At 39.5% G+C, this 12,732-nt stretch carries 13 protein-coding genes; 10 read left to right on the top strand and 3 right to left on the bottom strand.

All coding sequences use genetic code 11. The features are described from left to right. Positions 1 to 23: 23 nt before the first annotated feature. The 3 genes from AWW73_RS04360 to AWW73_RS04350 form a co-directional block, all read right to left on the bottom strand. The gene (locus AWW73_RS04360; RefSeq protein ID WP_062848863.1) at positions 24 to 1,280 is read right to left on the bottom strand and encodes an OprD family outer membrane porin; all 1,257 of its coding nucleotides are present in this window, start codon (positions 1,278 to 1,280) and stop codon (positions 24 to 26) included. Between the two features lie 106 nt (positions 1,281 to 1,386). Beyond that, positions 1,387 to 2,739, bottom strand: coding sequence for a spinster family MFS transporter (locus AWW73_RS04355; RefSeq protein ID WP_062848862.1), 1,353 nt, complete (start codon positions 2,737 to 2,739; stop codon positions 1,387 to 1,389). A gap of 399 nt (positions 2,740 to 3,138) precedes the next feature. After that, a complete protein-coding gene (locus tag AWW73_RS04350) occupies positions 3,139 to 3,606 on the bottom strand; it encodes a MarR family winged helix-turn-helix transcriptional regulator (RefSeq protein WP_062848861.1) in 468 nt (155 codons plus the stop codon). 149 nt (positions 3,607 to 3,755) lie between these two features. On the opposite strand from AWW73_RS04350, the gene AWW73_RS04345 reads away from it, so the two are divergent. From AWW73_RS04345 to feaR, 10 genes are all read left to right on the top strand, one after another. Further along, complete coding sequence (locus tag AWW73_RS04345) at positions 3,756 to 4,865, top strand: amidase (RefSeq protein ID WP_062848860.1); 1,110 nt, start codon at positions 3,756 to 3,758, stop codon at positions 4,863 to 4,865. 36 nt (positions 4,866 to 4,901) lie between these two features. Then, on the top strand, positions 4,902 to 6,050 hold the full coding sequence (locus AWW73_RS04340; protein WP_081409487.1) for an acyl-CoA dehydrogenase family protein: 1,149 nt from the start codon (positions 4,902 to 4,904) through the stop codon (positions 6,048 to 6,050). A gap of 28 nt (positions 6,051 to 6,078) precedes the next feature. Further along, a complete protein-coding gene (locus AWW73_RS04335; protein ID WP_062848858.1) occupies positions 6,079 to 6,438 on the top strand; it encodes a hypothetical protein in 360 nt (119 codons plus the stop codon). 10 nt (positions 6,439 to 6,448) lie between these two features. After that, positions 6,449 to 6,976, top strand: a complete 528-nt coding sequence (locus tag AWW73_RS04330; RefSeq protein WP_062848857.1) for a nuclear transport factor 2 family protein — start codon at positions 6,449 to 6,451, stop codon at positions 6,974 to 6,976. A 29-nt stretch (positions 6,977 to 7,005) separates the two neighbouring features. Beyond that, complete coding sequence (locus tag AWW73_RS04325; RefSeq protein ID WP_005069110.1) at positions 7,006 to 8,283, top strand: aromatic ring-hydroxylating oxygenase subunit alpha; 1,278 nt, start codon at positions 7,006 to 7,008, stop codon at positions 8,281 to 8,283. Positions 8,284 to 8,293: 10 nt separating this feature from the next. After that, a complete protein-coding gene (locus AWW73_RS04320; RefSeq protein ID WP_016145462.1) occupies positions 8,294 to 8,779 on the top strand; it encodes an aromatic-ring-hydroxylating dioxygenase subunit beta in 486 nt (161 codons plus the stop codon). 10 nt (positions 8,780 to 8,789) lie between these two features. Continuing rightward, entirely contained in the window at positions 8,790 to 9,527 is a 738-nt protein-coding gene (locus tag AWW73_RS04315) for an SDR family NAD(P)-dependent oxidoreductase (protein WP_062848856.1), read from the top strand. Positions 9,528 to 9,561: 34 nt separating this feature from the next. Beyond that, on the top strand, positions 9,562 to 10,515 hold the full coding sequence (locus AWW73_RS04310; protein WP_062848855.1) for a PDR/VanB family oxidoreductase: 954 nt from the start codon (positions 9,562 to 9,564) through the stop codon (positions 10,513 to 10,515). Between the two features lie 45 nt (positions 10,516 to 10,560). Then, positions 10,561 to 11,517, top strand: coding sequence for a p-hydroxyphenylacetate 3-hydroxylase reductase component (locus AWW73_RS04305; RefSeq protein WP_080595298.1), 957 nt, complete (start codon positions 10,561 to 10,563; stop codon positions 11,515 to 11,517). A gap of 197 nt (positions 11,518 to 11,714) precedes the next feature. Then, a complete protein-coding gene (gene feaR / locus AWW73_RS04300) occupies positions 11,715 to 12,629 on the top strand; it encodes a transcriptional regulator FeaR (protein ID WP_016145458.1) in 915 nt (304 codons plus the stop codon). Positions 12,630 to 12,732 lie beyond the last annotated feature (103 nt).

Genomic DNA, 12,732 nt, shown 5'->3' with positions numbered 1-12,732 from the left:
TAAATTTTAGGGGGTATTTTTTTTTAGAATTTTTTGGTGTAATTGACGAATAAACGGTCTTCACCAAAGTCATTGCCGTGTTTAACGTTGTAATCAATCCGAATGTATTGCAGGGCCACGCCTTTTAGGAAAGGTTGCTGAAACGCATAGTTTAAAATCACATTTGACTCAGTTTCGTGGTTTTTCTCACCATTGGCTGCTTTAAAATCATGACCGTAAACATATTTCACCATCGCATTTAAGCCTGGTACATAATCTTTAAAGTCGTAGCCATACATAACATGGTAAGACTTTTCATCTTCTTTAAAGAAACCTGTGGCATTCCAGTTAATGAAATAGGTCTCTGGTAAAAAACCATCTGGTAGTGGATAAGCTGACTCACCAATAATTTGTTGGTAACCCAAACCAAAGGTGTGGTTTTTTACTTTGACGGTTTCAAGTAATCCAATGTTCTGCGCATCAATATCAAAAGTATTGCCGTCATCTTTGGCATTAAAGTATTTAAACTTAGAGGTAAGCGCAAAAGTTGGCTGTTTCCATGTATGTTCAAGCCCAACATAATGCTTGTTATACAGATCTTCTAAATTACCAAAGTAGTATTCACCCTTCAAAGACGGCGTGAATTGATAGCGTAGGTCAATATAATTTAACCCATCAGATTCTTTAGTAATTCCATTTGCAGTAAAGGAAAACTTTTTAAAGTCTTCTTCATTACGTGGAGATACTTTTTCAACCCGACCAATTTCTGCGTAGAGCTGGTCTGAAAGTTGTGACTTTAGGTTGGTTCCCCAATACGAAGTGAGTAACTGACGGCTAGCATCAACAGCTGTTACAGGTAAATCTAACCAGAGTTCACCGACACTTAAAAGGGTTTTGTCATAACCTAGCTTTAAAGTCGCGCCGTATTTTAGATAGTCTGATGCCTGAGATTGCGTTTCTTTATTAAAAGGCAAAACTGTATCTGCGACATGTTTGTCTGAACTCAGGCGCACGGCGTATTGAACAGAAGCATCGGCGCCAATCGTGATAGGCTTGTCTGCTATGACTAATGGGGTATCGTGCATTTTCGACTTATAAAATAAAGATGCTGCCTGAGACCAGCTGCCAGTATCTTTGAGTGCATCGTTATCAAAATCACGGTTGATATAGGCATTTTTTAAAGTGAATTTCCATTCATCTTCAGTTTGCTGATTCGGATTTGCGGCCCATGAGCTGCTGCACATCAGTAATAAAGTGGCAACAGCTAAAGTATGTGGTTTAAAACGGTGAAATAATTCCATAATCCATTTCCCAGATGTATGCCAGTCCTCGGCAATACTTAATTTTGAATATTTCGGTACTCTCTATGCATGTAGATAGAGAGTACTTTTTTGCAAACGTTGAGAACTAATAATTTAATTTTTCAAGCTTCATGCTTTCACTAAAGAATTTGCAGCCTTTAAAAAGTAGAATTAAAGCCAATACACATGACAGACCACCCACAATGGATAAAGAAGAACCCACCATTAACGGACTACCAAAAACTTTATCTGTAATAATGGCCACCAATGTTGTACCAATACCGAGTCCAATTAAGTTACTGACCAAAAGAAAGAGGGCAGAAAGTCGTGCTCTAAATTGGTTAGGAGCTAACATCTGTAAAGCAGTTGCCGAAATCACTAAAGGGAAAGAAGCAAAGAACATTGCCGGAATCAGTAGGCTAACTGAAAGCCAAAGTTGGTCTGTTTGGGTAAAAAATGCAATTGGAATAATCAGACCAACAATACCAATAACGCCTGTGAACATCGGTGCATCTTGACGGCCTTTTTTGATAAACCAGTCGTTTAGCCAGCCTGCACAGAACACGCCTAATGTATTTGCAATTAACAGTATGGTACCGAGCATATAGCCTGTTTCAGTCGGCGCAAGTTGAAACTTACGGATATAAAATGCAGGTGTCCAGCTAGTCAGACTGTAGAGTGCCATTGCATAAAAGGTAAAACCTAAATAATGACAAGTAAATGTTTTCGAATGTTTTTTAATAAACTGAAGACATTGTGTGAATTTAACTTGGTCAACTTGCCCATTTTGGTTGAGTTGTTGGCCTTTACGTGCAGGGTCTTTAACCGTCAGGATAAATAACAAACCAATAATAATGCCGGGTAACCCGACCACTAAAAAGGCAATTTGCCATGCTTTAAGTGCGCCTAATAAAGGAACCTCAATGAGTGTCACGCCTTTAAGCAAGTTAATCACATAACCGCCAACTAAGAAGGCAATACCACCCCCTAAAAAAGCACCAATTGAATAAATCCCAACAGCGCGGCCTAGTTTGTCCTTACTAAACATGTCGCTAAACATTGAATAAGCAGCTGGCGATAAGGCAGCTTCGCCTACACCAACCGCCATACGGCTTAAGAACAGTTGAATAAAGTTTTTACTTAAACCACAAGTTGCTGTTGCCAGACTCCAAACAATAATCCCGATTGAAATCAGTTTTGGTCGTGAAAAACGATCGGCAATATAGGCTAATGGTAAGCCCATAACTGCGTAAAACAGTGAGAAGGCGAGGCCATGTAACAAGCTAAATTGTGTATCTGAAAGTTGGAGATCTGCTTTGATGGGTTCAATCATCAGCGCCAGAATTTGGCGGTCAATAAATGAAAATATATATGCCAACATACAAAGTATGACGACATACCATGCATAGGCATTGCTTTTATTCTGTGTCCTTTCAACAGCGATATTACTTTGGTTCATACACTTAATCCTTATGTATAAAACGCTTAAAGAAATTGATATCTAACTTTTATTATTCCTCTGAAGTTTTCGATATTTCCCCCTTTTAGATAAGAATAATAAATAGGTTAGAAATGAGTAATTTGGTCTCGTACAGACCGAAAGAGTGCGTCTAAACCCGATTAGGAGTTAATGGGATTTTTAAGATCATGGAATTATTATTTTCTTTTTATATGTAAAATTCCATTACTTATTGAGTATGTTAGAATACCTAAAAAGTATGTTAAGTAATTATACAGAGATAAATTTTGATATAAGGATTTGATTTTATTTATTTTTAATATTTTAATGAAAGAGCAGCTAAAGAAAACGAAGTTTTTAACTGCTCTAAGAGAGCTAATTTATCATGATGTGAAATATTTAACTTGATGGCATCAAGTCAAATAATTTCTTTAACTGATGATTTAAATTGTGAAGCTCATCTTCTGAAAAAGCATTTAGGATACCTGCCAAAGTGACTACACTAATTTGATTAATCTGTTCAACCAGCTCAATGCCTTTGGTCGTTAATTTCACCATCGAGATTCGTTCATCCGAAGTAGAAGAGTAGACCTCGACAATTCCATCTTCTACCAAGCGATATACAGCTTTGGTTGCTGTCGTTAACTTTAATGTAGAAAGATTGGCAATATCGGTAATACTGGCCTCCCCAAGGGCATTCGTACTTAAAATAATTTTACGGCGTGTATTATCAATACCTAGTTTTTTTATTGACTTTTCAATGAGTTGTGAATACTTTCCGTTAACTTGAGAAACCCAAAAAAAAGGAAAATTTTGAATACTCGACGGTTCTTTATTAGGAAGAAATTGTTCTAAATGATCAAGCATAGCTAAGCAATAACTTAGTGAAAAAAGGGTAATCCTATTATAAACAAAATTTTGCATATTTCCTTGAGAACAAATTATAAAAAATACTTGACAATTCAATTAAATTTTCCCATATTTTAATTAATGAATAAAAATACATGGAAAAGTGAATGAATGTTGTTAGCCAAAGCGTGCACAAAGGAAGTGGCAAGCTCAAGGTCATGGTCAAAGACACAATTGATATTCAAGGTCTAAAAACCATTGCTGGTAGTCGAGCTTTATTAAATGTTGAACCTGCTCAAGAGGATGCTGAGGTAGTTAAAAACATTTTAAAAGCAGATTGTGAAATTATTGCGAAAACAAATTTGCACGAATTGGCTTTTGGAATTACGGGCATTAATCATGCTTTTGGTACACCCATTAATCCTAAATATCCTGAACTTATTCCAGGTGGGTCTTCGAGTGGTTCGGCCGCAGCCGTTGCTGCAAAGCAAGCTGACTTTACTTTAGGTACAGACACGGGCGGCTCTATCCGTATGCCCGCTGCGTGCTGTGGAGTTTTTGGTTTAAAACCTACATTTGGTCGCATCAGCAGAAAAGGCGTCTATCCACCATCAAGTTCTTTAGATTGTGTTGGCCCTTTTGCAAATTCAGTCGAGATGATTGAAAAGGCTATGCAAATTATTGATCCAACTTTTAAGCCAACTGAATTTACTAGTGCACCAAAAATTGCTGTTCTCGATGTAAAAGCAGATGAGGTTATTTGGAACTGTATTTATCAAGCACTTCAAAAAGCCAATTTACAGACCACTTTAGAAAAAGTTGAACATTTTGAAGCTGCTTTTGATGCAGGCATGCAGATTATTAATTATGAAAATTGGCAAGCTTTTGGTGAGTTAACTCAGACAGGCTTAGTTGGTTCTGATGTAAATAATCGTTTATTAAAAGCTGCCGCAACAACTTTAGAGCAAGTTAAACAAGCAGAAGTTGTGAAATTGCAGTTGACCCAAGAACTCGATGCTCTACTAGAAAAATATGATGCATTGGTTTTACCGACACTTCCACAAATTCCACCAAAAGTTTCTGAAGCTGAAAACACGGTCGCTTTTTTAAATCTTACGGGTTTAGTTCGACCATTTAACTTATCAGGACATCCAGCCATTTCAGTGCCACTTGCAACCAGTGAAGGTTTACCTGTGGGCTTACAGATCGTATCGAAGCATCAAAAAGATGAGCAATTATGCGCAATAGCTAAATTTTGTGTTGATGCAATGCAATAAATTACAAGGAGTTAGATGATGAATAAGTTGTCTAAAATGGAGTTTGCTTCTCAAGACAAAGCAGTTGATTTGGATACTTTGTGTCAAGAAATACGTGAGCGTGCCTGTACAGGTGAATTTGATAATCAGGCATATGTGAGCCAAGACATTATCGAAAAGCTTAAACAAATCGGTGTTTACCGTGCATTAGTTCCTAAACGTTTTGGTGGCGAAGAATGGTCACCACGGCAGTTTTGCGAATTGATTGAAACTTTATCTAAAGCTGATGGTTCAGTGGGTTGGGTGGCAAGTTTCGGCATGAGCCCTGCGTATTTAGGAAGTTTGCCTGAAGAAACACTGAAAGAATTGTACCAAAACGGGCCAGATGTGGTGTTTGCCGGAGGTATTTTCCCACCGCAACCAGCTGAAATTACCGATGAAGGTGTCGTGGTTCGTGGACGTTGGAAATTCTCAAGCGGTTGTATGGGAGCTGACATTGTTGGTGTGGGGATTTCACCGCTTAAAAACAATGAAATGCAGGGCTTACCACGTATGGCAGTGATGCCTGCGAAAAAAGCCAAAATTGAAATGACTTGGGACACCGTTGGCTTAAAAGGTACGGGAAGCCATGATTTAGTAGTTGAAGATGTATTGGTCGAAAAGAAATGGACCTTCGTACGTGGCGAACCATCAAAACTAAGTGAACCATTTTTTAAATATCCGTCACTGTCTTTAGCGACTCAAGTATTAACTGTGGTAGGTATTGGTGTTGCAGCTGCTGCACTAGAAGAATTTGAAAAATTAGCACCGGGTAAAGCTTCTATTACGGGTGGGTCAGAAATTGCAAACCGCCCAGTGACTCAATATGAATTTGCTCAAGCTGATGCAGAGTTTCAGGCTGCAAAATCTTGGTTTTATCAAACCATGGATACTGTTTGGAATGAAATTATTGCTGGGCGTGAAGCCACTGCTGAACAAATTAGCGATATGCGTCTGGCATGTACCCATGCAGCGCGAGTATGCGCCAAAGTCACCCGAAAAATGCAAATGCTCGCGGGTATGACGGCAATCTATACCAACAATCCGTTTAGCCGTTTTGTAAATGACACTAACGTGGTGACCCAACATGCCTTTATGGGTGATGCGACCTTACAAAATGCAGGCTCAATTAGTTTCGGATTAAAGCCAACCCCAGGTTATTTATAAGTTTTAATTTTTAAAAAAGGATATTGAGATGGAAGCTAAAAAATCATTACGCGTTTTGTTCTGCATGGGTATTAACCAAAACTTTTTTGATGCGGAATCTGCTGAAGCAAAAGCGGTTTGGGCAGCATTTGGTGAAATGTGGAATGGCATTCATGACTTACCGGGCGTGCATGTTTTTGGAAACCTTGATGATGACCAAAGCATGGTTGGCCCAAGTGCAGGTTGGCCTTGGACAACATATTTGCTTGCAGATGTTCCAGATATTGAAACCGTACATGCGGCTTGTAACTTATTTAGAACGACGGTGGTGGGTGAAGGTCCATACAAACTTTGGAAATATTGCAAAGTTGAAGCTCGTGTTGGGCGCGAATTGATTATCCAACGTTAAGGCGACCGCAATGACTGACAAAGTGAATATTGCAGAAATCTTAGAGCGACTAGAACAGTTAGAAGCGCACAACGCGATTCGTAACTGCCTGAACCGTTATATGGAGATCTGCGACGAGCTCAATGCAAATACAGACCTTGACGAGCTAATGAATCTTTTTGATCAAGACTGTATTTGGGAAGGTGTTGGCGAGAAATATGCCAAATCTTTTGGCCGTTATGATTCTTGGCAGTCGATTTACGACATGTTTAAAAGCTATACCCAAAAAGAATCTCACTTTGTGATGAATGCACACTTTGTCAATTCAGAACAAATTTATGTAAATCAAAATGATGCAAATGCTTATTGGCTCATGTTGCAAACTTCATCCTTTCAAGATGGCCGTAGTCATCTGAATGCAGCAAAGCTCAATGTGAAGTTTCAAAAGCAAGCAGATGGAACATGGAAAATTAAACATTTCCAAACACAGAATATTTTCAGTCGTCCCGTATCGCATTGGCACAGTGAAGCTGAATTGCCGGTACCTTCCCAGGAATGACCCAGGACATATTTAAAAGGACTATTGATATGAACAGTATTATCCCGACGCATAACATTGGCATTGATTACGATGCTTTGGTTCAAAGTGACCGTGCTCATACTTCTCTTTATAAAGATGAACGCATTTTTGATGAAGAAATGGAAAAAATCTTTTATAGCACTTGGGTGTGGGTTGCACATGCCAGCGAAATTCCGGAAGGCGGAAGCTATAAAACCATTAACATCGGTAAACAGCCTGTGGTTGTGGTGCGTGACCGTAAAAAGAAAGTCCATGTACTTTTAAACCGTTGCCGTCACCGTGCAGCAACCGTATGTGAACATAAAAAAGGAAAAACTAACAGTTTTGTATGTCCGTACCACGGTTGGAGTTATGCACTTGATGGCAGTTTGCGCGGTGTGCCATCTCCGGAAAGTTACGGCGATTGTTTAGATAAATCAGAATTACCGTTGGTGAGTCTACGTGTAGAAGAATATAACGGCATGATCTTCGCTTCATTTAAAGAAGATATCCAACCGCTTGAAGAGTTCCTTGGGCCAGCAAAAAAATGGATTGACCTGTTTATGAAACAAGGTGCAGGTTATCCAATTAAAGTGCTGGGTGAACACCGTTTCCGCTTCCCGGGTAACTGGAAAATCCAGCTTGAAAATACTACAGATGCTTATCACTTCCCATTGGTACACAAGTCATTCTTAAGTTCTGTAGATGAAAAAACTGAAGAACTCTTTAACTTCGAAAACCAACCGGGCTTTGTTGAAGACTTAGGTAATGGTCACAGTGTGATGGTGATGATTCCTGAACTGGTTGATCTAGACGAAGAGCTCATGGAGCGTCCAATTCAAGAACGTTTTGAAGACTTGGCTCAAGCTTTGCGCGACGAAGGTCATGAAGAATTAGAAGTACGCCGTATTGTTCGCGCAGTTGGTGGTTCTGGCTTTAACTTAAATTTATTCCCAAATATTGCATGTTCAATGGCCTTCTTCCGTGTGTTACAACCAATTTCAGTTGCTGAAACAGAAATTCATCACTCGGTGATTACGATGGACGGTGGACCACAAATTGCCAACCAATACCGCCTACGTTTGCACGAACATTTCCAAGGTCCATTTGGTTTTGGTACACCAGATGACTCAGAAGCCTGGGAGCGCGTACAACACGGTGCCAATGCGGGTAATGATTTATGGATCATGCTCAACCGCGGTTTACCGGGCGAAGTCAAAACCGAAGATGGCTTAAAAAGTGATGTCAGTGCTGAAACAGGTATGCGTGCAGCCTATCAGCAGTGGAAAAAGATGATGACGGCTTAAGGAGAGAGCAATGAATATGAATCTGCAATTATTAAATGAAGTCACTGCTTTCATCTGGGCTGAAGCAGATATGTTAGATCACAGTGAATACCGTGAATGGCTCAATTTATGGAATGAAAAAGGCGTTTATATCATTCCGATTGACCCAAACCTAACGGACTATGAAAACAACTTAAATTATGCCTATGACGATAATCATATGCGTACTTTACGTGTAGAGCGTCTTGAAAATGGTGAAGCGATTTCTACAGCGCCTAAGGCAAATACGGTGCGTAGCGTTTCTCGTGTGCGCATTGTTCAAGATCAAGATGATGAAATCGTTTTGCGTTGTGCCCAAAACTTACGTGAATTCCGTAAAGAAAACCTTAAGCATTACACCGCAGATATTACTTACCATTTGACTCGTGATGCAGCTACAGGTTTTAAGATTAACCGTAAAATCATTAACTTGGTTAATTCGACCGATACTTTAGCTGGCATTAGCTACATTCTTTAGGAGCGGTAACATGAAACAGGTTGTTTTAGTGACAGGTGCTGCTTCTGGACTCGGTAATGTCATTGCTGAATATTTTGCGAGCCAAGGCCATCAAGTGATTTTGTCAGCAAGCACGCTTGAAAAAGCCGAAAATGCCAAGGCACAAAGTCAATATGCACAAAATATGTTTCCAGTAAAATTAGATATTTCTGTCGAAGCAGATTTTCATGCTGCCGTACAGTGGATTGAAGAGAAATTTTCTAAACTTGATGTGTTGATTAACAATGCCACCGTCACCAAGGCAACTCCGGTATTAGAAATTACCGCAGCCGATTTTGATTGGGTCACCCAAGTCAACCAACGCGGCACCTTTCAGGCTTGTCAAATTATTGGCCAATATATGGCTAAAAAAGGCTATGGACGCATCATTAATATGGCGTCGTTAGCGGGACAAAATGGCGGTACTGCAACGGGTGCACACTATGCGGCAACCAAAGGTGCCATTGTGACATTAACCAAAATTTTTGCCAAAGAGTTTGCGGCAAAAGGGGTAACCGTCAATGCGGTTGCACCGGGTCCAATGGAATCACCAATTGTTCATAGTGTGGTGTCAGACGAAAAAATGGAACAGTTCATCCAGAATATTCCGGTTAAAGCCTTAGGAAGTATGTATTTCATTGCTGAAACTTGTGGCTTGCTCGCGAGTCCAAATGCGGGGTTTGTGACTGGTGCAACATGGGATATTAACGGTGGTTTATTCATGCGTTAAGCCAAGAGCTTAACCATGAAAAGGGAGTTGAATCATGACTACACTTTATGATGTTGTCGTTAAAAATCGCCATGTTGAAGGTGGAAATATTGCAGTCATGGAATTTGAATCTGCAACTTCTACAACATTGCCAAAAGTGGAAGCAGGTGCGCATATTGATGTGCACTTACCGAATGGCATGGTGCGCCAATATTCACTTTGCCAAAATCCAAATGACGAAGGTAAATTTCGCCTTGGAATTTTACGTGATCCTGAATCACGTGGTGGCTCAATCTCGGCTTTTGATGAAATTAAAGATGGCATGCAAATTCAGGTCAGTGAGCCAAAAAATTTATTTCCACTTTTAAAAGCCAAACACAGTGTATTGATTGGCGGTGGTATCGGGATTACGCCGTTAATTACGATGGCATATCAACTTGCACATGAAGGCGAATCATTTGAGCTTCATTACTGCGGCGCTAGCCCAGAAAACTGTGCTTTTGTTGATGAAATTAAAAATGGTGAGTTAGCCAAGTACACAACCTTCCATTTTAAATCCGAAGGTGCAAGCCATAGAGCATTTTTTGAATCTGCCATTAAAGATATTGACCTTGAGAGTCATATTTACACCTGTGGTCCAGTCGGTTTTATGGACTGGGTGATTAACCTTGCTACGACTCACGACTTTCCTGAGCAGCAAATCCACAAAGAATATTTCCAAGTCGAAACTGACACATCTGGAGATTCCTTCGAGGTGGTGGCTGAGCGTAGCGGAAAAATCATTATGGTTGAAGCAGGTGAAACCATATTGCAGGCATTGGCTAAAGAAGGCATCGAGATTGAAATGTCTTGTGAGCAAGGCGTATGCGGAACCTGTATGTGCGATGTGATTGAAGGCGAACCTGACCATCGAGATGTTTACTTTACTGATGAAGAAAAAGCCAGCAATGAACAAATATTGGTGTGCTGTTCGCGCTCTAAAACACCGAGACTAGTTTTAGATATCTAATGCTCTCGCGATTTATATGGATGTAAGAGAAGGTTTAGGAGAAAGATGATGAATGTATTACAACAAATAGATGAGTTTACGGTCGATCCACTACAGTTCCGACGGGCATTAGGAAATTTTGCAACAGGCGTTACGATTATTACCGCACAAAATGCGCAAGGTGAGAAGGTCGGTGTAACAGCAAATAGCTTTAACTCAGTGTCTCTAGACCCACCACTTATTTTGTGGAGCATTGATAAAAAGTCTTCAAGTTTTTCAGTATTTGAAGAAGCGACACATTTTGCTGTCAATATTTTATCGGGCACTCAAATTGAGCTGTCTAATAAGTTTTCGAGACGCAATATTGATAAATTTGCAGACACAAATTTTCAACTTGGTGCAGGACGCGCACCCATTTTAGAAAATTGTTCTGCGGTGTTTGAGTGCGAACGTTATCAAGTGATTGAAGGTGGTGACCACTGGATTATTGTTGGTAAAGTGGTTCGTTTCCATGACCAAGGCCGAAGCCCACTGGTCTACCATCAAGGCGCATATTCTTGTGTCATGCCGCATCCGAGCCTTCAAGTTAAGCAAACTGAAGAGAACGGCGTAGACCAAACACATTATGGGCACTTATATAATAATGTTTGCTATTTGATGAGTCGTGCTTTTAAAGCTTATCAAACCGACTATATTCCTAAGCAAATGGCTTCTGGTTTCCGTACCAGTGAATCACGTCTTTTACTCGTTTTAGCCAGTGGTACTGCTTCAAGTAAGGAAGATTTACCGCGCGATATTGCTATGCCAATGCAAGAAGTTGAAAGGTCGGCTGAAATTTTAAAATTTGAAGGGTTATTGGTCGACCACGATAATTTGTATGCACTGACCGAGAAAGGTAAACAAACGGCGCAGTATTTATTTGATATTGCCGACAGCCACCAAAATGAAGTGTTTAAAAAATATTCTGATGAGCAAAAGGATATTTTTATTACCATGCTGCGAGATTTTGCAGGAGTAGCATAAGCCCCATTAAGCTGATAAATTGAATTGATTTATCAGCTTCTTTACATCTAGCTGACTATCATCAAAACAATTCCAAGGATAAGGAATTTTTGGCACACAATTTGTTTATCTATAAAACATGATTGCAAATAAGCCAAGACAGTGAACTACAGCGAAAGAAAATGTTTCGCTGTAGCACGTGTATAGAGAGGTAAGGGATGAACCAATATGTAAGTGACGCATTGTTGAATTGGACACACCATATCAAGAATGTTTGCGGAAATTTTGAAACAGATTTTGACGGCACCCGTAATTTATTCATTGGAGAAGTTCAATGCTTTTTATTGGGTGATACCGAAATTGCGTTCATTAGAAATAATGCAAATAAGATTGTCCGAAAAGCTGATGAAATCGATCGAGTGAATAATCGTTTTTGCTTTTTGATTTTGCAGTATTCGGGAAAAATGCTGCTCGAATATAAAAATGAAACGCTAAGCCTGAATGAAGGCGATATTGTGTTGGTGGACCCGGTTGAAACCATTTCGATGTACCCGCAAGGCTTAGTCAGCCAGATTTCAGTACACCTGTCGCGTGAAAAATTACTTAAAGAAAATATTAGTACCGAATATTTTGGAAAACTCATTACTCAAAATATGAGCGGTTTTTTACTCAAAAATATTTTGAAAAATATGTCTCCCGAAAACATCAAGCTTTGGTATGCGACCGAAGATGGTAATGCTTTTGAAGATGCGCTGATTGCCTTAATCAAACCCACAATTAATTATAAAAATATTAATAGCTCAAATAACCTGATGGAAAAAGCCGAGCGTTTTATTATTGAGAACTTAGCAAAACCAGATTTAACACCCAAATTAATTGCAGAGCATATTGGTGTATCACTACGTCATCTTTACCGTTTATTCCTTCAAGAAAATTTATCTATTAACAAATATATACAGCTCAAACGCCTAGAAAAAGTCAAAGCAGATTTACTCGATAAAAGAAATAAACAAAGCTCGATTACCCAGATTGCCTTGAAGTGGGGTTTTTGGGACGGCGCTCATTTTTCAAAAATCTTTAAAAAGACTTATGGCATTTCTCCTAAAGAATTTAGAGAGGGGATGACAGCTTAAACATTCCTCTCTTGATGTCATTTTTAGACAAGTTCTAGGTCATTCTTGAACAAGCTAGCCCCATGCAAGTGTGTTGAAATTAAATTAATTAGAACAGGTTGGA

Origin of the sequence: Acinetobacter lactucae (assembly GCF_001605885.1) — a bacterium.
Taxonomy (GTDB): domain Bacteria; phylum Pseudomonadota; class Gammaproteobacteria; order Pseudomonadales; family Moraxellaceae; genus Acinetobacter; species Acinetobacter lactucae.
This window is presented reverse-complemented; position numbering and strand designations above follow the sequence as displayed.